Annotated in this window: 18 protein-coding genes, 3 tRNA genes and 1 other RNA gene; 13 read left to right on the top strand and 9 right to left on the bottom strand. The window is 46.7% G+C overall.

Going from position 1 to position 24,138, the window contains the following annotated elements:
• The first annotated feature begins 220 nt into the window (after window positions 1–220).
• Complete coding sequence (gene pepN, locus ACN08X_RS02745) at window positions 221–2,767, top strand: aminopeptidase N (RefSeq protein ID WP_419107826.1); 2,547 nt, start codon at window positions 221–223, stop codon at window positions 2,765–2,767.
• Window positions 2,768–2,905: 138 nt separating this feature from the next.
• Window positions 2,906–3,304, top strand: coding sequence for a globin (locus ACN08X_RS02740; RefSeq protein ID WP_419107825.1), 399 nt, complete (start codon window positions 2,906–2,908; stop codon window positions 3,302–3,304).
• A gap of 192 nt (window positions 3,305–3,496) precedes the next feature.
• On the opposite strand, the gene ACN08X_RS02735 is transcribed toward ACN08X_RS02740, so the two are convergent.
• From ACN08X_RS02735 to ACN08X_RS02725, 3 genes are all read right to left on the bottom strand, one after another.
• Window positions 3,497–4,219 (bottom strand): transcriptional regulator, encoded by a 723-nt coding sequence (locus ACN08X_RS02735; RefSeq protein WP_419107824.1) that lies wholly within the window; start codon window positions 4,217–4,219, stop codon window positions 3,497–3,499.
• Window positions 4,220–4,470: 251 nt separating this feature from the next.
• Window positions 4,471–6,150 (bottom strand): energy-dependent translational throttle protein EttA, encoded by a 1,680-nt coding sequence (ettA, locus tag ACN08X_RS02730; RefSeq protein ID WP_419107823.1) that lies wholly within the window; start codon window positions 6,148–6,150, stop codon window positions 4,471–4,473.
• 174 nt (window positions 6,151–6,324) lie between these two features.
• Window positions 6,325–6,633, bottom strand: a complete 309-nt coding sequence (locus ACN08X_RS02725) for an antibiotic biosynthesis monooxygenase family protein (protein WP_419101362.1) — start codon at window positions 6,631–6,633, stop codon at window positions 6,325–6,327.
• 148 nt (window positions 6,634–6,781) lie between these two features.
• Between ACN08X_RS02725 and ACN08X_RS02720 the strand changes: the two genes are divergently transcribed.
• Window positions 6,782–6,854 (top strand) — tRNA-Arg (locus ACN08X_RS02720).
• Between the two features lie 70 nt (window positions 6,855–6,924).
• Here ACN08X_RS02720 and mptB read toward each other — a convergent pair.
• Window positions 6,925–8,490: a polyprenol phosphomannose-dependent alpha 1,6 mannosyltransferase MptB gene (mptB, locus tag ACN08X_RS02715; RefSeq protein ID WP_419101363.1), complete on the bottom strand. Its 1,566-nt coding sequence runs from the start codon at window positions 8,488–8,490 to the stop codon at window positions 6,925–6,927.
• A gap of 152 nt (window positions 8,491–8,642) precedes the next feature.
• Between mptB and orn the strand changes: the two genes are divergently transcribed.
• The 3 genes from orn to def all read left to right on the top strand — a co-directional run bounded on the left by orn (window position 8,643) and on the right by def (window position 10,098).
• Window positions 8,643–9,263, top strand: coding sequence for an oligoribonuclease (gene orn / locus ACN08X_RS02710; RefSeq protein WP_419107822.1), 621 nt, complete (start codon window positions 8,643–8,645; stop codon window positions 9,261–9,263).
• A 102-nt stretch (window positions 9,264–9,365) separates the two neighbouring features.
• Window positions 9,366–9,441 (top strand) — tRNA-His (locus ACN08X_RS02705).
• Between the two features lie 84 nt (window positions 9,442–9,525).
• Window positions 9,526–10,098: a peptide deformylase gene (def, locus tag ACN08X_RS02700; RefSeq protein ID WP_419107821.1), complete on the top strand. Its 573-nt coding sequence runs from the start codon at window positions 9,526–9,528 to the stop codon at window positions 10,096–10,098.
• Window positions 10,099–10,128: 30 nt separating this feature from the next.
• Here def and rnpB read toward each other — a convergent pair.
• Window positions 10,129–10,488, bottom strand: an RNA gene (gene rnpB, locus ACN08X_RS02695) — RNase P RNA component class A.
• Window positions 10,489–10,518: 30 nt separating this feature from the next.
• Here rnpB and ACN08X_RS02690 point away from each other — a divergent pair.
• Both ACN08X_RS02690 and ACN08X_RS02685 read left to right on the top strand, forming a co-directional pair.
• Window positions 10,519–11,283 (top strand): YaaA family protein, encoded by a 765-nt coding sequence (locus ACN08X_RS02690; protein WP_419107820.1) that lies wholly within the window; start codon window positions 10,519–10,521, stop codon window positions 11,281–11,283.
• A 139-nt stretch (window positions 11,284–11,422) separates the two neighbouring features.
• A complete protein-coding gene (locus ACN08X_RS02685; protein ID WP_419107819.1) occupies window positions 11,423–13,687 on the top strand; it encodes an HtaA domain-containing protein in 2,265 nt (754 codons plus the stop codon).
• Between the two features lie 93 nt (window positions 13,688–13,780).
• Here the strand turns inward: ACN08X_RS02685 and ACN08X_RS02680 are convergent, their stop codons facing one another.
• The gene (locus ACN08X_RS02680) at window positions 13,781–14,677 is read right to left on the bottom strand and encodes a Nif3-like dinuclear metal center hexameric protein (RefSeq protein ID WP_419107818.1); all 897 of its coding nucleotides are present in this window, start codon (window positions 14,675–14,677) and stop codon (window positions 13,781–13,783) included.
• A gap of 134 nt (window positions 14,678–14,811) precedes the next feature.
• Here ACN08X_RS02680 and msrA point away from each other — a divergent pair, with 134 nt between their 5' ends.
• From msrA to epsC, 3 genes are all read left to right on the top strand, one after another.
• Window positions 14,812–15,339 carry a peptide-methionine (S)-S-oxide reductase MsrA gene (msrA, locus tag ACN08X_RS02675; RefSeq protein WP_419105920.1) on the top strand — a complete coding sequence of 176 codons (528 nt, stop codon included), beginning with the start codon at window positions 14,812–14,814 and terminating at the stop codon, window positions 15,337–15,339.
• Window positions 15,340–15,439: 100 nt separating this feature from the next.
• A complete protein-coding gene (cysK, locus tag ACN08X_RS02670) occupies window positions 15,440–16,375 on the top strand; it encodes a cysteine synthase A (RefSeq protein WP_419105921.1) in 936 nt (311 codons plus the stop codon).
• A gap of 173 nt (window positions 16,376–16,548) precedes the next feature.
• Window positions 16,549–17,133 carry a serine O-acetyltransferase EpsC gene (gene epsC / locus ACN08X_RS02665; RefSeq protein ID WP_419101371.1) on the top strand — a complete coding sequence of 195 codons (585 nt, stop codon included), beginning with the start codon at window positions 16,549–16,551 and terminating at the stop codon, window positions 17,131–17,133.
• 125 nt (window positions 17,134–17,258) lie between these two features.
• On the opposite strand, the gene gndA is transcribed toward epsC, so the two are convergent.
• The 3 genes from gndA to ACN08X_RS02650 all read right to left on the bottom strand — a co-directional run bounded on the left by gndA (window position 17,259) and on the right by ACN08X_RS02650 (window position 19,787).
• A complete protein-coding gene (gndA, locus tag ACN08X_RS02660; protein ID WP_419101372.1) occupies window positions 17,259–18,740 on the bottom strand; it encodes an NADP-dependent phosphogluconate dehydrogenase in 1,482 nt (493 codons plus the stop codon).
• A 351-nt stretch (window positions 18,741–19,091) separates the two neighbouring features.
• A tRNA-Val gene (locus ACN08X_RS02655) sits at window positions 19,092–19,164 on the bottom strand.
• A 206-nt stretch (window positions 19,165–19,370) separates the two neighbouring features.
• Entirely contained in the window at window positions 19,371–19,787 is a 417-nt protein-coding gene (locus tag ACN08X_RS02650; RefSeq protein ID WP_419101373.1) for a DUF3052 domain-containing protein, read from the bottom strand.
• A 366-nt stretch (window positions 19,788–20,153) separates the two neighbouring features.
• Between ACN08X_RS02650 and aceE the strand changes: the two genes are divergently transcribed.
• Both aceE and ACN08X_RS02640 read left to right on the top strand, forming a co-directional pair.
• Window positions 20,154–22,886 carry a pyruvate dehydrogenase (acetyl-transferring), homodimeric type gene (gene aceE, locus ACN08X_RS02645; protein ID WP_419107817.1) on the top strand — a complete coding sequence of 911 codons (2,733 nt, stop codon included), beginning with the start codon at window positions 20,154–20,156 and terminating at the stop codon, window positions 22,884–22,886.
• Between the two features lie 329 nt (window positions 22,887–23,215).
• Window positions 23,216–24,133 carry an ACP S-malonyltransferase gene (locus ACN08X_RS02640; RefSeq protein ID WP_419105923.1) on the top strand — a complete coding sequence of 306 codons (918 nt, stop codon included), beginning with the start codon at window positions 23,216–23,218 and terminating at the stop codon, window positions 24,131–24,133.
• The last annotated feature ends 5 nt before the right edge of the window (window positions 24,134–24,138 follow it).

Genomic DNA, 24,138 nt, shown 5'->3' with positions numbered 1-24,138 from the left:
GCGATAACGCCAGCAGAGACGAGGAGTTCTTCTGCTGTCGTGCAGTAGTTATTCAGGCAGCGCCTATTTCATCTTTGTGAACTAGGGCATTAGACTTTGAGAGGAGAGCTTCTAGCTCATAGTTCTGCTAGGTCTTATCTAATGATTCTAGTAACGATTGAGGAGTAGCGCATTCTACGCGTCTGCGTTGCACCCGTATTTTTGAAAAAGAGAGGGCTATATGCCGGGAATGAACCTTACACGCGCTGAGGCAATTGAACGCGCAAACGTTGTCACTCACGTTGATTCTTATACCATCACTGTGGATTTGACCCAAGGCGAAAGAATTTTTACTACCCACGCAACCATCGTTTTTGATGCAGTAGCTGGCGCCTCAACTTTTATTGATGCCATTACCGACACCGTTCGTTCCATTAACCTCAATGGTGTTGACCTTCCAGTAGACCTCGCTGATGGCGTGCGTATTCAGCTACCAGAACTAGCAGAAAAAAATACCCTCATCATTGATGCAGATTTCCTCTACACCAACACCGGTGAAGGGCTGCACCGATTCGTCGACCCCGCTGACCAAGAAGTTTACCTCTATTCCCAATTTGAGGTTCCAGATTCCCGCCGAGTCTACCCTGTCTTTGAACAACCAGACCTCAAAGCATCCTTCGTTTTTTCGGTCAAAGCTCCTCAACACTGGACTGTTATCTCGAACCAGCCTGAGACTTCTGTTCATGAACAATCAGACAGCACACTCTGGAGTTTCAAGCCCACACCTCGTATCTCCTCATATATCACCGCAATTGTTGCTGGCCCCTATGAAAAGGTCACAAGTTCTTTGGTCAATTCCGAAGGACGAACCATTGCATTAGGTGCTTTTGCCCGTAAATCTCTCATGCCGTATCTAGATGCCGAAGACATCTTCACATTGACGCGTCAAGGATTCGAGTTTTACGAAAAGATATTCGACACACCCTATCCTTTCGAAAAGTATGACCAGCTATTCGTGCCAGAATTCAACGCTGGCGCCATGGAGAATGCTGGTGCAGTCACCTTCTTAGAGAACTATATTTTCCGTTCAAAACCCACTGAAGCTCTTATCGAACGTCGTGCTATTACTATTCTTCACGAACTAGCACACATGTGGTTTGGCGATCTTGTCACCATGAAATGGTGGAATGACCTCTGGCTCAACGAATCTTTCGCTGAGTTTATGTGCACTCTCGCAGCAGCGGAAAATACTCGTTTCTCCTCTCAAGCGTGGGCAACCTTCGCCGCATCAGGAAAAACTTGGGCATACCGTCAAGACCAGCTTTCATCGACACACCCCATTGTTGCGCCTATTCGTGACCTCAACGATGTGCAAGTGAACTTCGACGGTATCACCTACGCCAAAGGTGCTTCTGTTTTACGTCAACTTGTTGCATGGGTTGGACAAGAGAACTTTATGTCCGCGCTCACCCAATATTTTGCAAAACATTCTTGGGGTAATACCGTCCTCGATGATTTACTCGTTGAGTTAGAGGCTACCTCCGGACGTGACGTTCGCTCATGGTCTGCACTATGGTTAGAAACCGCTGGTGTTAATACGCTAACTAGCGAAGTTGAAGAAGATGAAAACGGTAACATCTCATCGTTGAAGATTCGTCAAAGCTATGCGGAAGGGTATGAGACACTACGTCCGCATCGTCTTGTCGTCGGGTTCTATTCTTTGCGTGAAGGAAAACTAACACGTACCAAGCGTATTGAGTTAGACGTTAATGGTGAACTTACAGACGTGGCTGAAGCCTCCGGCGTTGAACGACCTGATTTGATTCTTCTCAATGATGAAGATTTAGCTTATGCAAAGATTCGTCTAGACGAACGCTCTTTGCAAACAGCTATTGACCATCTTGGTGATATCGACTCCCCCACTGCCCGCAGCGTTGTATGGGGCTCATTGTGGGATACAACTCGTGATGCGCAAATGCCGGCACACCATTTTGTTGAGCTTGTTCTCAATAACATTGGTGCAGAAACAAACTCGACATCAATGCGTGTTCAGTTGCTTAACCTCGAGAACACGCTCTCATTTTATGTTGCTCGCTCTCATGCACATGATTTACGTATCCGTGTTGCAGATCGTCTATGGGACATCACACAGAAAGCCCAACCTCATTCTGACCAGCAACTACAGCTTGTGCGCGCTTTTGCGCGTCTTGCAAAGTCAGATGAACAGCTCGATTGTGTTCAGTCGTTGATGGACGGTTCAATAGTTCTTGAAGGTATCGTCGTAGACACCGACTTGCGATGGTCTTTCATTCAGTCTCTAGCTGCCGGTGGGCGATACAGTGCAGAAGAAATTGCGCAAGCTCTCGAACAAGACCGCACATCAAATGGTCAGCAGGCTGCTGCTACTGCTGAAGCGTCTATTCCTACAGCTGAAGCTAAAGCTAAGATGTGGCATGACATCGTAGAAACCGGTGAGCTCTCGAATATTGTTCAGCGCTCTGCTATTGCAGGATTCTTTACCGGTGCGGACGAACAGCTCATGGAACCCTATGTTGAACGCTATTTTGAGGCTATTGAGCAGGTTTGGCGTTCTCGCAGTCATGAAATTTCTCAGCAAATTATTGGTGGACTATTCCCCCAGAATTATTCTGCACAATTGCTTGAACGTACCGAACAGTATTTAGCATCGTTACCAGAAGATGCGGGTTCTTTACACCGTCAAGTTGCAGAATGTCGAGATTCTATGGTTCGAGCGTTGAAAGTCCAAGAAGCAGACGCTCGTTCATAAACTCAACAGCTTTCTGATCAAAAGCTTGGTCAACAAAAGACCCCTTAACGATGATTGGTGCTTCTCTTAGCATTAGTACATTGGTTGAGGGGTCTTTTGATGTTTCAACGGTTCTTTTCTCTTGGTAGGCTAGTGAACGTGAGTTCCCTTAATCATCCAGCAGAACAACAGTCTTTTTATCATCAAGTTGGAGGCGCCCCAACTTTTGAAAAGCTCTGTTCAGAGTTCTATCAACGCGTTGCTTCAGATCCTGATTTTCGAGCCATGTATCCGGAAGAAGACCTTGCGCCAGCGGAGCGTCGGCTACGAATGTTTTTAGAACAGTATTGGGGTGGTCCGACTACCTATCAGCAAGAACGGGGTCATCCACGTTTAAGAATGAGGCATTTCCCTTTTGCTATTGGAGCCAAAGAACGAGACACTTGGTTGCAGTATATGCGGGAGTCGGTCAAGACGCTTGGGCTATCTCCTCTTCACGAAACAGTGATGCTTGACTATTTAGAACGTGCAGCCCATGCAATGCAAAACCGTGCTTAGCTCCCCCCCCCACGTGTTTTCTGGAGGTGCATCACCGAGGTAGAAAATATTTTTTATGTTTTGCTTTTTCAGAGGGTTCTAGGGTTCTAGGGTTCTAGGGTTCTAGGGTTCTAGGGTTCTAGGGTTCTAGGGTTCTAGGGTTCTAGGGTTCTAGGGTTCTAGGGTTCTAGGGTTCTAGGGTTCTCAAGAAGTTTATTCTGAACTTGCAGATTTTTTACACAAGACATGTCCCATGGGGCACGATAGTCTAATCCACCCCTCAGAATGGTAGATATAGACTGGCATATGCGCCACGGGTGGCAAAAATCCTAGTACTTCTGCAGCAAAAGCAATACCACTAGGAAGCGTATAGTTTTCTGGAGTGTAGCGGTATTCTTGATTCTCTATTGCTTCCCACGGCATAGGAGATGACCAAATACGAGAACGGACGGTTGCTAGAACAGCGTGTCCGGGGTTAGTCGGAAGAGCACTATCTACAGCATTCATTCCGTCAAGAGCTATTTTTTTGAGCTCTCCTACTGTGGTTCGACCGATTTTCGCCCAGTCACTAAAAGGCGGCAGCTGACCGCTCCATGATGCTGTTGTAACCACCGGTGGGATGAAAAGATAATTTTTCTGTTGATCAATACGAGCAAGCCGATCAAGTACCGCGCTGATTTCTACCGTTGTATCTAGTGTTTGGGCAGAAGCAATGTTGAGTGCTCTTAGCCCAAGGATGGTAGGTGTGGTATCGATGAGTGTTTCAGGTGCCAACGCACAGACATAGGCGCCGACAGACATGCCACGAGTAATGAGCCGTACTGAGGCTTGTGCATCTAAAGATTTTGCGCGGGCGAGATAGGTTTTGAAGTCTTTAATTTGGTTAACATCTACCAGCTGAAGGTACGAAGCATTTTCTGCTGTTTTGTTAAGCATTCTTCGGTTCTACCTCTTTATCATATGTTGTAGGTTCTAGGGTTTACCCTATACCGTAGTTTTAGCGCAATCCTTATCTATAAGAATATCGTGTACAGAGGATAAAGAACGAGAGTGTAGATAAGTTCTCTCAGCTTTTCTTCAGAAGAACTCTTCAAGAAAGAGGGGTGTCACAACACTATTTAGTGTTGTGACACCCCTCTTCTACAGTTCAGAGTCCATTGCTCGTTGTCTCAGAGCAGATGATGAACTTATCGAGTCAATTTACGGTGAATGACACGGTGCGGTTTTGCCGCTTCAGGGCCGAGACGTTCAACTTTATTAGCTTCATAAGACTCGAAGTTACCTTCGTACCAATACCAGTTATCTGGGTTTTCGTCGGTACCTTCCCACGCAAGGATATGGGTTGCAACGCGGTCGAGGAACCAACGGTCGTGGGATACGACAACGGCACAACCGGGGAATTCAAGCAACGCATTTTCAAGGGATGCAAGAGTTTCTACGTCAAGGTCGTTTGTTGGTTCGTCCAAGAGCAGAAGGTTTCCACCTTGTTTGAGGGTCAATGCTAGGTTGAGACGATTACGCTCACCACCAGAGAGCACTCCAGCTTTCTTTTGCTGGTCGGAGCCTTTGAATCCGAAGGCCGAGACATACGCGCGTGAGGGCATCTCTACTTGACCTACTTGAATGTAGTCTAGTCCGTCAGAGACAACTTCCCAGAGCGTTTTTTCAGGGTCGATGTTCGCACGGTTCTGATCAACGTATGAGATTTTGACGGTTTCACCAATTTTGAGTTCTCCACCGTCTAGTTCTTCAAGTCCAACAATTGTTTTGAAGAGGGTCGATTTACCCACACCGTTTGGCCCGATGACGCCGACGATACCGTTACGCGGCAGGCTGAAAGACAGTCCGTTAATCAAAGAACGTCCATCAAACCCTTTTTGAAGGTTTTCAGCTTCAATGACGACGTTACCTAGGCGTGGACCTGGAGGAATCTGAATTTCTTCGAAATCAAGCTTACGAGTTTTCTCCGCTTCAGCTGCCATTTCTTCATAGCGTGCAAGACGAGCTTTAGATTTTGCTTGACGGCCTTTAGTATTCGAGCGGACCCAGTCGAGCTCATCGTTAAGACGCTTTGCCAATTTTGCGTCTTTTTTGCCTTGAACTTCTAGGCGGGCGCGTTTCTTCTCGAGGTAGGTTGAGTAATTGCCCTCATACGGGTAGAGGTTTCCACGGTCAACTTCAGCGATCCACTCCGCAACGTGGTCGAGGAAGTAACGGTCGTGCGTTACAGCAATAACAGCACCTTCGTAGGATTGTAGGTGTTGTTCGAGCCAGAGCACAGATTCTGCGTCAAGGTGGTTCGTGGGCTCATCGAGGAGAAGGAGGTCTGGTTTTTCTAATAGCAATTTGCAAAGTGCAACGCGTCGTCGTTCACCACCGGAGAGTTTTGTTACTGGTGAATCTGCTGGTGGGCAGCGGAGAGCGTCCATCGCTTGTTCAAGTTGGGAGTCGAGGTCCCATGCGTTGGCTGCATCAATAGCTTCTTGCAGTTTGCCCATTTCTTCCATGAGCGAGTCGAAGTCTGCATCGGGATTTGCCATTTCTTCTGAGATGGCGTTGTATCGGTCAAGTTTTTCTTTAATCTCGCCGACGCCTTCTTCGACGTTACCTAGGACGGTTTTCTCTTCGTTTAGTGGTGGCTCCTGTAGAAGGATTCCTACAGTATATTCGGGGGAAAGACGGGCTTCACCGTTAGATGGAGTGTCTAGTCCTGCCATAATTTTGAGGATGGTTGATTTTCCGGCACCGTTTGGGCCGACCATACCGATTTTAGCGCCTGGGAAAAATGACATAGAAACGTCATTGAGGATGACTTTGTCGCCCACTGTTTTGCGGGCTTTGCTCATCGTGTAAATAAATTCTGCCATGGTCTCTAGGCTACCGTATTCGGGTTTTTCTTGCTGTTCTTTAGTGTCAGTGTGTGGAATGTTCTTGGGTGTTTTGTTCTATCAGCTTATGTTGAGTGTGGTGTGAGACGTTGATGAGAGAACTGCCCCAGATAGACGGTTCGCTATCTGGGGCAGTTTTGGTCGATATTATTTTTAGTATCCGGACTCTTCAAGCTCTGGTAAGTCAACTACTTCAAAGCTGAGCGTTCCTTCAGCTCGTGAAACAGTGGTATTTGGGTCTCGTGGGGAGCGTTTTGCTGCCCATGCTTGGAAACTTTCTTCATCCGCCCAGCGGGTAATGACGAAGTAGTGTTCTTGTCCTTCTCCAGTTGGACGTAACAGCTCGAAACCTTCAAAACCTGGTTCTTGATCGACAGAGTGTTTGCGTTGGGCAAATCGTTTTTCGAGTTCAGCAAAGTTGCCGTCTTTCACAGCAAGCTTGTTAATTTTAAGGATGGTCATGATAGCTCTCTTTCTTCGTTGTTGAGCTATTTCCAGTATATGCTTGGTGACAGATATTACCTATAGATTTTTCGCATTATAGGTACTTTCTTTTTGCTCCTCTACGAATCTGGATGTATCATACAGAAAGGTTATTTTTGACCTTATTGCCTCAGTAGCTCAGTGGATAGAGCAGGAGCCTTCTAATCTCTTGGTCGGGGGTTCGACTCCCTCCTGGGGCACCCAGCAAAAGAGGCCTTGCAACGCTATATAGCGTTGCAAGGCCTCTTTTCTTTTGAATGCAATACCTATTTAGACCACCATTAGGTAGGTAGCAGGTTGGCGTCTTTCCCGTAGAATTTGACGTGTTGCAGCGTCGATAAAGACTAAATAACAGGCATACCCGAAGGAAACAATGACGGCGAGAAGTCGCCCCATGTTGGTGTCAAAATCTTTGAGATAGGGTGATACGTCTAGCTGGTCACTTACCGCATAAATCATGAAAAATAGTGTGGTAATGAAGTAGAAGTCCAACTCCCAGTTGTTTTTGATGCCGGTGACAGCAAAGAACGGTATCACCCATAGTAAGTACCACGATTGGATCATAGGAGAGAAGACAACAACAAGTCCTAGAGATAGCCCTGCTCGTCGAACAACTTCAGGCCATGATTTACAGAACATGATAGCGACAGCACTTCCCATACCGATATATTTGCTGATACTGCCAATAGTGTCTTTGACGAAGTCTGCAGTTTCTGACGATGAGAAAAAAGCAACAATAGATGAACCCACTACCATAAGGAAGCCCATCGGCGAATACCAAATGTATTGACCTCCGGTCGTCGAGAGTGCACCAATCCACCCGAACCCGAAACCGCTGAGTAGCCCCATCACGGTCAGTTCTGTAAGGGAGATGACACCAACATAGAACCACGTAATGAAGATTCTTCTCCACGAGGCATCTTCTCCGGCCCAAAGCAGCCCGATAAACGGTAGGAGCACGAGAGCAATGGGTTTGATAGCAACAGCTAAAGTCACCAATGTTGCCCCGAGAATACCGCCTCGATAGTTACGGTTTTTTGTAGCGTAGTAAAATCCGGCTAGGGCGATACCTGTCATGAGAGCGTCGTTGTGCGCGGCGGTTACGAATTGAGCAATAAAGAGCGGGTTTGTGACAACAAGCCATAATGCACGTGTGTGATTGATATCGTGAAGAACTGCAATTTTAGGTACATAATAGGCAATTAACGCAACTCCGAAAAGTGCAATGAGCCTAAACAAGATAATGCCTAGGTCAATATTTGATCCAGCAATTCTGACAACAAATTCTTCAATCCACAAAAAGAGCGTCCCATAAGGTGGTGGCGATTGCGCCCAGAGGGGATCTGCCCCGTATTGGAAGAAATTGTTGATGGTCGAGACGCCGTTTTCGTAGGGGTTTAGCCCGGCAAGCATGACTCGTCCTTGCGCAAAGTAGGAGAAAACGTCTCGACTGAAGAGTGGGAATGCAAATAGTTGTGGCGTTGTCCAGCAGATAATGGCTCTCCACGTCCATTGGCTGGCGTCACCGTCCCAAACTCCAAGCTTTTGAGAAAGCCTGAGCCATTCCCTGCACATCATCATTCCACCGACTGCTAATAGCAAGATACAGGTGACAATGCCTGCAACGTTATATCGCAAGGCAATAATCAGCGGCTCTCTGTTCAGAGGTGATGCGTCACTAATCCAGCCAACACCAAAGGAACCTATTGTCATAAGCATGGAGCCTATGGTTCCCATGATGATCGTGCGCATTGGGTTTTTATAGACGTAACGTTTTCCGAGATTGCGCCGATACTGACTAGATGCGCGAGAAGGTTTTTCTACTGTTTGATTCATAGGGTTCCTGATAAGGGGTGCCGGTTATTGACGTTAATTTTACCTGTTATTTGTTTTTTGGCAGTATGGGCTACGAGATGCGTCAGCTAATTCTTGAGAAGTTTTTAGTTAAGGTTTTCTTTTTCTTCGTTCTTGAGAGTAGATTAGAGTTTGTGTCTATTTCTAATGAACGAATTGTATGGATTGATTGTGAGATGACAGGACTGTCGTTGCAGCAGGATGCTCTCATTGAGGTAGCGGTTATTGTTACTGATGCTGAGCTGAATATTGTTGATGACGGGTTAGATGTTGTCATTAAGCCTGAACCAGAAGCACTTGAGCAGATGGATGATTTTGTGCGGAATATGCACGAAAATTCTGGTCTGCTTAAGGAGCTTAGTTCTGGTCTTTCATTGAGTGAAGCTCAAGCTCAGGTGCTTGAGTACATTAAAAGATTTGTTCCGGTTGCAGGCAAAGCTCAGCTAGGTGGCAATTCTGTGGGAACAGATAAGGCTTTTTTGACCCGCGATATGCCAGAGGTCATTGAGCATCTTCATTATCGGGTGATTGACGTATCTACGATTAAGGAACTTGCTCGCAGGTGGTTCCCTGCTGCTGCGTATAGTGCTCCACAGAAGACGGGGAATCATCGCGCGTTGGGCGATATTAGGGATTCTATTAACGAGTTAAGGTACTATCGCCGAACAGTTTTTGTTCCAGCTCCGGGCCCTGATTCCGTGGAATCCGCCAAAATTGCTCAAGAGTTTTCTTCGCAAACCCCTAAACAGTGTTAAGCATCACACTGTTTCAGTTTTGGTTTTATCGTATTAGTCGGTAAGCTATTACCTGTTGCTAAAACAAAGTCCTCACAGAGTATTTTGACTTAGTAATTTATGGTGGTCGTAGCTCAGTTGGCAGAGCGCCTGGTTGTGGTCCAGGAGGTCGCGGGTTCAACCCCCGTCGATCACCCCAGAGAAAGGGTCGTTATGGCATTAGCCGTAACGACCCTTTTACTATATGTCGCTATTTTCTAGGATTCCACATTAAGGAGTTTTGATGACAACCCTTCCCATTGTTATTCATGGAAACCCTGTTCTACACCGAAGAGCAGAGCCTGTCACAGCATTCGACGACACCTTAGCCGAGCTGATTGACAACATGTATGAGACTCAAGAACTTTCTCACGGTGTTGGGCTCGCTGCCCCGCAGGTTGGCGTAGGACTCAGACTTTTTACTTATAAGTTTGATAATGACGACGGAGTCCCTCCCCTAGGTGTTGTTATCAATCCGGTACTAACTCTTGGAAAAATTTCCTCTGCTGACCCTGACCCTGACGAGGAAGAAGAAGGCTGCCTATCATTTCCTGGATATGGATTCCCTCTCAAAAGAGCAGAATGGGTAGGGGTTCGAGGTCTTGACGCCCAAGGTCAGCCCCTTGAGTTTGAAGCAACTGGCTGGTTTGCCCGGGTGATGCAACACGAAACAGACCATCTAGATGGCAAACTATATGTCAATCGTCTTAATAAGAAGTGGACAGCAAAAGCTAAAAAAGTTATTAAACGTGAAGGGTGGACTGTGGAGGGGAATTCATGGCTACCAGGGGTTGACCCAGATCCTTTTGGCCATTAAAAGTGGAAATCCAACCATCTGAGAGGGGTACGAACGGGACGCTCGATAAGCCGGGTTTTGTACTTAATACATCCTGTGTTAAGCGGCAATTATCCATCTAGACCTAGAATTGCTTCTAGGCTCAAGCAGCTTACCCGAGCACTTCAGCGCACTACTTACTACGTGCTCTATTTAGCCTTGCTCCGAATGGGGTTTACCAAGCTGTTATAGTCACCTATAACACTGGTGGTCTCTTACACCACCTTTTCACCCTGACCTAGAGTTCTAGGCGGTCTATTTTCTGTGGCACTTTCCTGCAAGTTACCTTGAGTCGACGTTATCGACCATTCTGTGCTATGGAGCCCGGACTTTCCTCGTGGTGGTTTACCACGCAATTGCCTGAACGTCCCGTTCGTACCTTGATTCTACTACACTTAAAGCATGCTTATTTTATTTCCTCCTTCAGAAGGCAAAACAGCTCAAAATACAGATCGAACTGTCGATTTAGCGGATTTGAGTTTTCCTGAGCTCACTCAGTCACGTGAGGAGTTGATGCAGCAGCTCCAGATAGTCAGCGATTCTGAGGATGCTTTGGCTCAGCTTAAGGTAGGGGCATCCTTGGCTCAAGAAGTAGAGCGCAACACACGATTATGGCGAGAGCCTGCAGCTCAAGCGTCTGAAGTTTATAGTGGCGTATTATTTGAAGCTTTTAATTTTTCTTCTCTAGATGAGCAAGCTCAAGAACGCGCTATCAATTCTGTGGTGATTATTTCTGCTCTTTGGGGAGCTGTCCGTTTCTCGGACGTTATTCCTGCATATAGGTTGTCTATGGGTGTAAAGCTTGGTGAGATTGGAGATCTTGCAAAGTATTGGAAAGGTGAACTTCCAACAGTCTTGAACCGTCACTATGACGGCGAGTTGGTTATCGATTGTCGATCTGCAGCATATGTGAAGGCTTATCCTACGCCGGTAGAGCGGACTTTAAGCGTTCGTGTTGAGAAAGTTCTTGAAGGCAATGAACGTAAGGTTGTCTCCCACATGGCTAAGCATTATCGAGGTGAGCTAGGACGATACCTTGTCCAGAAAGGCTTAACTGAGATTAATGTCCTAGACGAGCTGATAAATGAATTGTCCAAGGACTGGGAAATTGAGTTTTCCCCTGCCACAGCAAAGTCTGCAGGTATTCTCACTCTCGTAGTTCGCTAGTTTTCATGGGATAAAACACACCAAAAGAACATATCTGTTTTTACCGGACAATTTTAGTTCGAAACTATAGAATCTAAGCTTTAGTTAAGTGTAAGATAAGGCTGTCCTTATCCTACACATTTCTAAAGGTAGATCCATTTTGCCTCACTCATTCTCTTTTAAGAACTTTCAGCGCAGAGCTTGTGCGCTGAGCCTTGCTGGAGCTCTTCTTGTCCCCGCGGCTGCGGTAGCATTCGCACAAGAAAACGCCCCCGCAACAGCAGTTATCGCCAGTGACGCCCAAGTTCAGCAACTTGGTGCGATGCACTGGGGAATCCGTCCTTCATTTATCTCTTATGTTGGAGGACACTACAGCATCAGCGACGATGTTACTGAAGAAAACGGAATCTACAACTTCCCATTTAACGAAGTTGAAGAAAAAGATGGTGTAACAACCATTACTGGTTCTGGTCAGGTTCGTTTCGCATCTCATTGTTCAGATACTGACAATGTAGATACCTGCGAATTGGATCTTTCTCTTTCTGAGCCTCAGATTGTGCTCAACCCAGAAGGAACTTCTACACTCAGCTTTGTCGTGCGTACCCGCAATTATCAGTCCAAGCAAATTGAGGGCCCTTCTCGCATTGTTATGGCAGACCTCAAACTGGATGGCGCAACACAGTCTGAAAATGATGGTGTTGTCGTTTGGGATAATATCGCAACGGAACTTACTGAAGAAGGTGCTCACGCATTCTCCAACTTCTACAACGCGGGCACCGCTTTGGCTCCGTTGAGTTTTTCTTATCAGGGAAAGACTGTCAAAGTTGCAGAATCAGACTACTCTATTGGCAAGAGCTGGAATACTGGCCTAGATTACAGTGACGTTCACAAAGCTTCACGCATTGGCAAGTACGTCGTCCATGGATACGCAGAGTATTGGGGAGATTCCGCTCCTAAATTCACGGTTCTTGATACCGAAACTATGGAGCCAGTATCTTCAATTGAGGTTCCAACTGTTAAATCTTTGCCGTTCACCACTGATGCAAATCGTGGAATCTTCTATGTAGTTAACTCCGAAACTCGCGCAGTAGACAAATTCGTTGTTAATGAGTCCGGCACACTCGTAAATGATGGTGTTGTTGATGGACTTGTTGCCCCTGAAAATGAGCGTGTCTCTGCTTTGGGTTACAATCCTTTCAACGATAGTTTAGCTTTGCTCACTGTTGATGATGAAGGTAGCGGAACCATCCAGTTTGTGGATACCTCTGGCACTGTTTCTTCTCACAAGTTGCCTGACCCTTACGAGGTTTCTCCTGCACTTAAAGGTGTAAAGGCATATTCTGTCAAAGATTATTACGGTGATAAGTGGACTAATAATTCACGCATTCTTGAGCCTCTAGCTGATGGTTCCTTCGTTTTTTCACCTTCCACCAGTCTTTACGAAGAAACAGGTAATGAGTACATTCTTCGTGGACACATTTTGCAGTTCTCTAATACAGATACCCCTGTATATGAGATAGCAGAAGCACAGCCTGCAGAAGGTCTTGGAGCGAGCATGCGCAACGTTCGAACTTCTGATGATGGAAAAACTATTTTCCGTTGGAATGGTTTCTGGGGAAGTTCTTCTCGTTGGCAAGTACTCGGTTATGAAAATGGCCAGTTCTCTGTTATTAAACCAACTGAGGTTCCTCCTGTAGATATCTCTTCCATCGCGTCAGTATTCTCTGACGGCGATCGTGTTGCTGTCTTGGACGGAACTCATAGCAAGGTTGTTTGGTTTGATAGCAATTATGAGCCTGTTATGGAGTTAAGCGTTCCTAATATGGAGCGCACTGCTCAGGATAATCCTCTTACTGTAGTCATGGAAAATGGCGACATTATTATGCCAACTGTTGTGCGTAATAGTGATTATGATGATGAGCAGTTCTTGACTCGTCTTGTCAAGAATCAAGAAGCCGTAACACCTACTGAGCCAACTCAGCCAGCTGAACCAACTGAACCTGCTGAACCTACTGAACCTACTGAGCCTGCTGAACCTGCTGAACCTACTGAGCCTGCTGAACCAACTCAGCCTGCAGAGCCAACTGAGCCAGCTGAACCAACTCAGCCAGCTGAACCAACTGAGCCAGCTGAACCAACTCAGCCTGCAGAACCAACTCAGCCAGCTGAACCAACTGAGCCAACTCAGCCAGCTGAACCAACTGAGCCAACTCAGCCAGCTGAACCAACTGAGCCAACTCAGCCAGCTGAACCAACTGAGCCAACTCAGCCAGCAGAGCCAGTTCATAGCCATGAAGCAGTTCAACAGAAGAAAAAACTTGCTTACACTGGCTCCCACGTAACAGGTCTTGCCCTGTCAGCGCTCTTTATGACTGCTGCAGGTGGCATACTCGTTGCCCGTTCACGCCGTCAAACTCGTTCATAAAATCCTAAGCGAGTAAGACAAAACGAAGAGGCCTTGTTGTAAACATGAATGTTTACAACAAGGCCTCTTCAGTGTATTCCCTACAGAATTCTGCTAAAAAGTGCTTGCAGAACCAGCAACATTACCGGTAGAAACCACAAAATCCCATGGATCAGTATTTAGCTCAGAAACGTAGAAAGAAATATCGTATCCCTGTTTAGATAATCTCTGTTGTAGAACTCTTCCAACCCCCTCTAACCAAAGACTTTCACTAGCATAATGAGAACAATCAATCAGGTAGGGTGAACCACCCGCCAAGGAAGCGCCTTCACGGAACTCTGAGGCAGGATGATGTCTTAAATCAGCAGTAATATACACATCCGCGCCCTGCTTGCGAACCTCACCGAGCAGAGAGTCACCAGCACCTGTACACAGTGCAATCTTCTGAACATACGCTGTTCTAGGCCCCGCTACACGCAATCCCCCAGCCGTCGCAGGAAGAAAGTCAGCAATACGATGGGATAAATCTTCTAAAGTCATAGGTTCTGGTAGCTCACCGATACGACCAATGCCTACGCAATGCTCTTGCCCATCAATCTCAACATATTGAGAGTCACTGAGCACTTGTGCCTGCTCAATGCCAAGAAGCTTCATGAAAACATCATTCGTGCCCAACGGTGAAGAATCAACATTCGTATGAGCACCCAATAAAGCACATTGTCCCTCGATAAGAGTCTGTAAAACTTCTCCTTTATACGTATCATCCGCTATAAAATGCACAGGCCGCAATAGCAAAGGATGATGAGTAATCAATACATCTGTTCCACGTTGCACAGCTTCACGCGCCACAGCAACAGTAGCGTCTACAGCAAACCCAATAGAACGCACAGGCTGTTTCATTCTTCCCGAGATAAGACCGCTAGCATCCCAACTTTCAGATAGATGAGGAGGAAACATCTCATGAAAAGTTCGAACCACATGTTCTAGCGAAGGTATTTTTTGCTCTGTCATACTCTTATCGTCTCATGAGTTCTAGGCATCAACATATACCAAAACCAACCAAAAGATACAGAACTTTAGCTCTCATCTCAGCAGTACACTAGATGTAACAGTAAAAAAATATTGAGACCAATAAGGTGGTAACGGTGCAGACTCTCGTTCTTGGCGGAGGTTGTTTCTGGTGTTTAGAAGCAGTTTTAAGAAATTTCCGAGGAATTACCGATTGCGTTGTTGGATATACAGGAGGAATATTATCTTCCCCCACATATCCTCAAATATGTGACGGGAATACCGGGCATATTGAAGTAGTCAAAGTATATTTTGACCCTCAGATAATTCCAGCAGATATTATCCTTGATATTTTCATGGCTTCTCATAATCCAACCAGTTGGGATCAGCAAGGTGCAGATGTTGGTTCACAATACCGTTCTGCGCTGTTTTATTCGACAGATGAAGAACATCAGCTCATAACTCAGGCTATCCAACGAGCACAAAACCTATGGGATTCACCTATCGTCACAGTTGTTGAACCGTTGGGAGCCTTTTGGGAGGCAGAAGAGTACCATCAAAATTATTATGCGAAGAACCCAGAACAAGGGTATTGCTCAGCCGTTATTAATCCAAAAGTGTCTAAAGCTCGACAGGCATTTTCCTCATATCTCAAAGACCAATAATAACGTTACGATATGTTTCAGAGTTGATATAAATCTATGAGTCACCCCGTAAAGTGATACATACGTGATAGAACTTCTCAAGAAAATCAGAAGAGGACCTATGTCGAAGATATACCAGAACGTTACAGAAATTATTGGTGGCACTCCACTCATCAAACTTAACCGTCTTGATGCAGATTTGCCAGGCAATGTTGCTGTCAAGCTCGAATTCTACAACCCCGCAAATTCCGTAAAAGATCGTATCGGTAAGGCAATTATTGATGCCGCAGAAAAATCAGGGAAGTTACAACCTGGCGGAACTATTGTTGAAGGTACTTCTGGAAACACCGGTATTGCTCTGGCAATGGTTGGTGCAGCTCGTGGATATAAAGTTATCCTCACAATGCCAGAAACAATGTCTAATGAACGCCGCGTTATGCTTCGTGCCTACGGTGCAGAAATTATTCTAACTCCCGGGGCCGATGGTATGCGTGGAGCAGTAGAAAAAGCCCAAGAAATTGTTGAACAAACAGAGAACGCAATTCTTGCTTCACAGTTCTCAAATAGCGCTAATCCTGAAATTCATTACAACACTACTGGTCCTGAGATTTGGGAAGATACAGCAGGAAAAGTCGATATCTTTGTTGCTGGAGTTGGCACGGGAGGAACGGTCTCTGGTACAGGGAAGTTTCTTAAAGAAAAAAACCCTCATATTCAGGTTATAGCCGTTGAGCCAGAAGATTCTGCACTATTATCCGGTGGTACCGCTGGACCTCATAAGATTCAAGGTCTTGGAGCAAACTTTGTTCCTGATACTCTAGACCGCGATATTTATGATCGTGTCATTCCAGTAAGCACCCAAAATGCAGTCTCTACGTCACGAGCTCTTGGAACTCAAGAAGGCATTCTTGGAGGTATCTCTGCCGGTGCAGCGGTATGGGCGGCTCTTGAAGAAGCAAAGAAATCTGAAAACCAAGATAAGCTTATCGTTGCGATAGTCCCAGACTTTGGTGAACGCTATATCTCCACCATCTTATATGAGGACATTCGTAGCTAATATAAGGCTCCTCTAAAATAGCCTATCTGCAGGGAATCATATGTTTAGCGGTTCCCTCAGATAGGCTATTTTTTTGTGGAACATCCTAAAAATATTAGTCTTAGGGAATAACCTGTTATAGTACAACAGTTGTACTGAACGTACATATTTCAGCATTTCCAGAAAGACGTTCATTGAGCTTCATCAAACGGCTACAAGAAGATATACAAACCGTGCGCACGCATGACCCTGCCGCACGCAATACCTTAGACATTATCCTTAACTATTCAGGGATGCACGCAGTGTGGTTTTATCGTATTGCTCATCGTCTCTGGCAAAAAGAACACACTAAGTTAGTAGCTCGTACACTCTCCCAGTTTGCGCGGTTTCTCACGGGCGTTGAAATCCATCCTGGAGCCAAAATTGGGCGTCGTTTCTTCATTGATCACGGCATGGGTATCGTTATTGGAGAAACAACTGAAATTGGTGATGACGTCATGCTTTATCACCAAGTGACTTTGGGTGGGCGGTCTTTAGAAAAGACAAAACGTCACCCTACTATTGGTCATAGGGTCACTATTGGGGCAGGTGCAAAAGTTCTTGGGCCGATTTATATCGGTGATGATTCTGCGATTGGAGGCAATGCAGTAGTTGTCCATGATCACCCCGCAGATTCCATCATTACAGGTATTCCAGCACGTTCTAAGCCTCGTACTCCAGAGAAGAAAAAACCACTCGTTGATCCTGTAGAGTATATTGACCCAGCCATGTGGATATAAATACTTGTTATAGAAAAAATCGAGTTTAAATATCTAAGGTTCCGCACCATGTTAGTGGTGCGGAACCTTAGATATTTTATGAGGCGATAGGCCTCAATCATGATGAAGCAGCAATATACCTACTACTAGTGGGTGTGTGAATCCGCTGCATTAATCTCAGAACGGTCACCGCTCCATAGAGTGTGCCACATTCCTTCGCTGTCTACTCGTGCGTAGGTGTGTGCGCCGAAGAAATCTCGTTGCCCTTGAATGAGAGCTGCCGGTAGGCGGTCTCGTCGTAGCCCGTCGTAGTATGACAGTGATGAGGCAAAGACAGGAACAGGGATACCTAATGCTGTTGCTTGAGAAACAACGCGACGCCATGAAGGGAGTAAGGATTCCATCAGAGATTTGAATCCTGGCGCTAGAAGCATGTTAACAGGCTGTTGCTCCTGAGAGTAAGCTTGCATAATCTCGCCGAGTAGCTCTGCACGGATAATACAGCCGGCACGCCACAAACTAGCGATTTTATCGAGTTGAAGATTCCAACCGTATTCTTTTCCGGCAGCAACAATCTGGTCTAAGCCTTGAGCATATGATACAAGTTTTGATGCGAAGAGCGCTCTGCGCACATCCTCGATGAACGCGGGGTCTCCGGCAGGAATCTCCGTCGTGTTGATGAGTCCTGCTGGTAATTCTTTTTGAGCTTCTTTGCGAGCCTGGGTATTGGAAGAAGAAAGTGCGCGCGCAAAAACAGATTCTGCGATGCCGGTAACGGGTGAGCCAAGGTCTAGAGCAGCTTGAACAGTCCAACGTCCTGTTCCCTTCTGACCAGCTTCATCAACAATAACGTCAACTAGAGGTTTACCTGTCTTAGCATCAACCTGAGCTAGAACTTCAGATGTAATTTCGATGAGATAAGAGTTCAATTCAGTGTTATTCCACGACTTGAAGATCTCTGCTTGTTCAGCAGGTTCTACCCCCGCCACTGAACGAAGAAGATCGTAGGCCTCTCCGATAACCTGCATATCGGCATATTCGATACCGTTATGAACCATTTTCACAAAGTGGCCGGCGCCGTCGGTAGAAATCCAAGAACAGCAAGGTGTTCCATCCGGAGCTTTAGCTGCGATACTTTCGAGCAAGGGGCCAACAGATTCATAAGATTTAGCAGAGCCACCAGGCATAATAGAAGGCCCCAGAAGAGCTCCTTCTTCACCGCCAGAGACACCAACGCCAACAAAGTGCAGACCTTGTTCGGCAAGTTCTCGTTCACGACGCATGGTGTCAGGGAAATGAGAGTTACCGCCGTCAATAATAATGTCGTCTTTATCTAGAAGTGGAACAAGTTGAGCGATCACCGCATCAACAGGAGCACCTGCTTTAACCATGATGAGGATGCGACGCGGAGATTCCAAGGAGTCAACAAGTTCTTGCAAGGTTTCTGTTCTGATGAATGAACCCTCGTCACCATGTTCTTGAAGAAGTGCGTCAGTTTTTTCAACAGAGCGGTTGTGCAAAGCCACAGTATATCCGTGACGAGCAAGGTTTCGAGCAAGGTTTGCGCCCATCACAGCAAGACCTGTGACGCCGATTTGTGCCTTCTGTGCAGCATTTTTTTCAGTCATAGCTTAACTCTAAGCTCTCGACGGTACAGATGGGTACTTATTGACTTCACTTTTTTGCAAGCGAACATTGTTACCCCTATGTCAGCACTCTACATGCACAAATTTTTGAGAGTGTTATCACTCTATCCGGTCGGTCAGCAATACCCAGAAGGATAAGACGCACCAAAGGGCGGAGAATACTGCAAACATTGACCACATGGCCGTGTATGTATCTTGAGTAAGAAAGTATAGGGAGATGAGAAGCCAGACGAGGCTCATGATAACGGCACTGAGGTGCCGTGGTTTATAGGAGTTCACAGTATGTTCCTTAAGATACAAAAAGACCCTGCTATGAGCAGGGTCTTGATTTTGTGGGTCCTACCGGGATCGAACCGATGACATCCACGGTGTAAACGTGGCGCTCTACCAGCTGAGCTAAAGACCCTTATCACTGCGATTCTTTATCTCTCGCGGCGACATATAAAACTATACACAGAAAGATTCTCAGGGTGCAACTCAAAACATCATGTTCTAGCTCACATTTACCCAAGTGTCCTTAAAACATTGCTACAACAAGCCAAAACAATCAATTTTTTACACAAAAGCGAGGTAGGCGCTTCCTTCGCACACTACCTCGCTCACCATATAAAACTAACGTTGCCTCGCAACCAAACGCGTAGCAATCCAGTCAGGACCAACCGTAATACTAGACGTCGGATACAATCCAGCAGTGCCACTCAAAGACCGAATATCCGCAGGATTGAGATGCCCTTCCCTACCAGGCTTAAGAGTGAGAAGCCAAATAACTCCCCCCTCATCTAGGTTCACTAACGTATCAACGAGAGCATCACTTAAAAAAGCGTCGTATTCTTGACGCCACCAAAGAAGAACTCCGTCAACAACGTCTTGATCATCCTCGTCAAGAAGATCCGAGCCAATATGATCCATCAACGCATCCCGTAGATCAAAGTCCACGTCATCGTCATACCCAAATTCTTGGATGAGATCCCCATCCTTGAAACCAAGTTGGACAACTGCTTGTTCCGCAGCGGTCTTGGTCTCGCTCACTGACATCCTCCTGAAAATAAACCGGACATATATCCGTCATACACTTATCAGAATCAGCTCAATATATGTCGAAACATATACCGCTAATTCCTAAACACAACTGAACACGGCAACGAACAAATAAGCAACTAAACACGCTAATTTTCGCCACATTTCTTAGAATCAAGCAACGATGTGACTCAAACTACCCAGCGTTTTAGTGGAAGTATCCCCCCACAATGGCTAAAAAACGGTGCAGGTGTGACAACATAGAAGAAGAAAGTATCAGACCTTCGAGAACTCGATAGTCTGTACCGAGGAAGGCACGAACTGCACTAACAGTTCACACGCCACACCCTATAAACATCAACAAAGAGAGGTTGACTAGTGGGACCCTCCAATACAAACGACCATGTCTTAAGCGCACTCACCAATAGCTTCAAAGACACCGACACCGAAGAGACAGCCGAGTGGCTAGAATCTTTCGACGAACTGGTAGAAACCCAAGGCACTGAACGTGCACAGTTCATCGTTCGCTCTCTATTGCAGCGAGCAGGCAGCCGCAGCGTCGAGGTGCCAATGGTCACTACTACTGACTACATCAACACCATCCCCGTTGACCAAGAGCCTGAATACCCTGGCGACGAGCAGATGGAACGCCGATACCGCGCATACCTACGCTGGAACGCAGCAATCATGGTTCAGCGCGCACAAAAATCAACCATCGGCGTTGGTGGACACATTTCATCCTATGCCGGCATCGCGACACTCTACGAAGTTGGTCTCAACAACTTCTTCCGAGGCCCAGAACACCCCGGCGGAGGCGACCAAATCTTCTGGCAGGGACACTCATCCCCCGGTAACTACGCGCGAGCATTCCTCGAAGGACGCATCACTGAAGAGCACCTCGACGGATTCCGCCAAGAAAAAACCAAGGGCGACAAAGGTATCCCTTCATACCCGCACCCCCGTTGCATGCCAGAATTCTGGCAGTTCCCAACCGTTTCACTCGGCCTAGGCCCCATCAACGCTATCTGGCAGGCACAGTTCAACCACTACCTCCACGACCGCGGTATCAAAGACACCTCAGAACAGCATGTCTGGGCATTCCTCGGTGACGGCGAACTCGACGAAGTCGAATCGCGCGGCGCACTACAGGTTGCAGCAAACAACAAGTTGGATAACCTCACCTTCGTTGTCAACTGTAACCTCCAGCGTCTTGACGGCCCTGTACGCGGTAACGGAAAGATCATCCAAGAGCTTGAATCCTTCTTCCGTGGCGCAGGCTGGCACGTCATCAAAGTTATTTGGGGTCGTGAATGGGATTCGCTCCTCCAAAAAGATAAGAGTGGCGAACTCGTTCGCATTATGAACGAAACCCTCGACGGCGACTACCAGACCTACAAGGCAGAAGACGGCGGATTCGTTCGTGAGCACTTCTTCGGCAAGACACCCGAAACCAAAGAACTCGTTGCTGATATGACCGACGACGAAATCTGGGCACTCAAGCGAGGCGCACACGATTATCAGAAGGTCTACTCCGCATACAAGGCTGCTTTGGAGACCAAGGGTAAGCCCACCGTCATTTTGGCTCAGGGCATTAAGGGATACGGTCTCGGCACTCACTTTGAAGGCCGTAACGCAACCCACCAGATGAAGAAACTCACTATGGAAGACCTCAAAGCTTTCCGTGACCACCTTCGCATCCCCATCTCTGATGAAGAACTTGAAAAAGATCTTTACAACCCTCCTTACTACCACCCTGGTATGGATGCCCCCGAAATTCAGTACATGCTCAAGCGCCGCCAAGAACTAGGCGGTTTCTTGCCAGCACGTCGCCAGATTCAGCCAGAAATTGAACTCCCTGGTGAAAAGGCATACAAGGGCGCTAAGAAGGGCTCCGGTAAGCAGATGGCTGCTTCCACCATGGCTTTTGTTCGCTTGATGAAAGACCTCATGCGTGAAAAAGACTTTGGTAAGCGCATCGTGCCGATTGTTCCCGATGAGGCACGTACCTTCGGCATGGATTCTTTCTTCCCCTCTGCAAAGATTTACAACCCCTTGGGTCAGAACTATCTTGCAGTAGACCGTGAGCTCATGCTTGCATACAAGGAATCTCCTGCCGGTCAGATTCAGCACGTTGGTATTAACGAAGCTGGCGGTGTCGCTGCGTTGACAGCGGCAGGCTCCTCATATGACACCCATGGTGTTCCTATGGTTCCGATTTACATCTACTACTCGATGTTCGGTTTCCAGCGCACTGGTGACGCATTCTGGGCAGCAGCTGACCAGCTTGTTCGTGGCTTTATCGTCGGCGGTACGGCAGGTCGTACTACCCTTACCGGTGAGGGCCTACAGCACATGGACGGGCAGTCACCCATCTTGGCGTCACAGAACCCATCTGTGATTCATTATGATCCAGCATATGGCTACGAAATTGCACACATCGTTGAGCGCGGTATCGAGCATATGTACGGTCAAAAAGATGAAGACCATGACGTCATGTACTACCTCACTGTCTACAACGAACCCATTATTCAGCCTGCAGAACCTGAGAATGTTGACGTTGAAGGCATTATCGGTGGTATCTACCGAGTCAAAGAAAGCCAGCTTGAAGGACCTCGAGCTCAGCTACTAGCTTCTGGTGTTGGCGTTCCTTGGGCGATGAAAGCATCTGAGCTTTTGGCTGAAGACTGGGGAGTTTCTGCAGACGTTTGGTCTGTCACTTCTTGGACTAACCTCCGCCGTGACGGTATTGAAGCTGAGCGTGAAGCTTTCCTCAGCGGAAAAGAACCTCGCGTACCATTCGTTGCGCAGCAGCTTGATGGTGCGACTGGTCCTATTGTTGCAGTGTCTGACTACAACTCTGATTTGATGGATGGCATTCGCCAGTATGTTCCTAACGATTTCGCAACCCTAGGAACAGACGGCTTCGGTTTCTCTGATACCCGTGCTGGTGCACGTCGTTTCTTCAACGTTGACGCAGAGTCCATCGTTGTACGCACCTTGCAGATGCTTGCAAAGCGCGGAGAAGTTCCTGCAGAAGCTCCAGCTCAAGCGTTCGCTAAGTATCAGCTTGATGTCAATGCTCCTGCAACACTGGCGCAAAACGCTGAGTAATAGTGACATGTGCTAAAGGGTCATTCCTTTAATACATGAACATTCATCAAGGCGGGCTGTTCTCTCCGATTAGGGAAGAGAACAGCCCGCCTTGTCTTGTTCGTTGACTTTGACGTTGCATTGTACAGAGTTTTTGATGATAACTTTTCAAAGGCTTTAGTTGAACGGAGAGTCTAAAGAACTTAAAAAATATCCATCAGAATACGAAATATCTTGCTCTTATACAGGTAATAGGCACTCTTTTATTCGCATAACATAGGTAGGATTTTGGTGAGAGCGTGTTGAACGTTTTCTCGTATCAACACAGATTTTTAGAGGAGAGGGACTCCATGATTGCAGTTCTCTGCCCTGGACAGGGCTCACAAAAACCAGGTTTTCTTCAACCATGGCTAGAACTTCCTGGAGTGCAAGCCCATCTTCAGAAGCTTTCTGATGCAGCAGAACTCGACCTCATCCATTACGGAACGGTCGCTGACGAACAAACCATTAAAGATACTGCTATCGCCCAGCCTCTTATTGTTGCTGCTGGCATTATTGCTGGCACACGTTACCTAGAAGCCACATCTAACCTTCAAAAAAATATAGTTTTTGCAGGTCACTCCGTTGGAGAGATTACAGCTGCAACCCTCAGCGGCGTTCTAACAGAAGACGAAGCAATGGCCTTTACTCGAGTACGAGCACACGGCATGGCGCAGGCTGCCTCCGAAGAAAAAACAGGTATGGCAGCAGTTCTTGGGTCAGATGAGAAAAGCATCACTGAAGCCATTCAGGAAGCATCATTATATGTTGCTAACATGAACGGTGCCGGACAAATTGTTGCTGCTGGTGCTGAAGAAAATCTCCAGAATCTAGCGCACAACCCTCCAGCTAAAACCCGTGTTATTGCCCTTAAAGTAGCTGGAGCTTTTCACACCCCCTATATGGAGCCAGCACAAACACCGCTTAACGAATACGCGCAGACTATTAGCCCGTCAGCCCCACAAGGAATCCTTATCTCAAATTACGATGGGTCAACCTTAGACACCGGAACAGAATGTATAGAGCGTCTTGTCAGACAGGTAACAGCTCCTGTTCGATGGGACTTGTGCATGGAATCTCTGAAAAAGCATGGTGTGCACACAGCTGTTGAGCTATCTCCGGCAGGAACACTTCTTGGCTTAGTTCGTAGAGCTATTCCTCAGGTTTCTCGCGTAACGTTGAACACCCCAGAAGAATTAAAACTACTAGTAGAGGCTTCACAGGCCTAAAACAG

The organism is Rothia sp. P6271, from assembly GCF_048512995.1.
Lineage (GTDB): Bacteria > Actinomycetota > Actinomycetes > Actinomycetales > Micrococcaceae > Rothia.
This window is presented reverse-complemented; position numbering and strand designations above follow the sequence as displayed.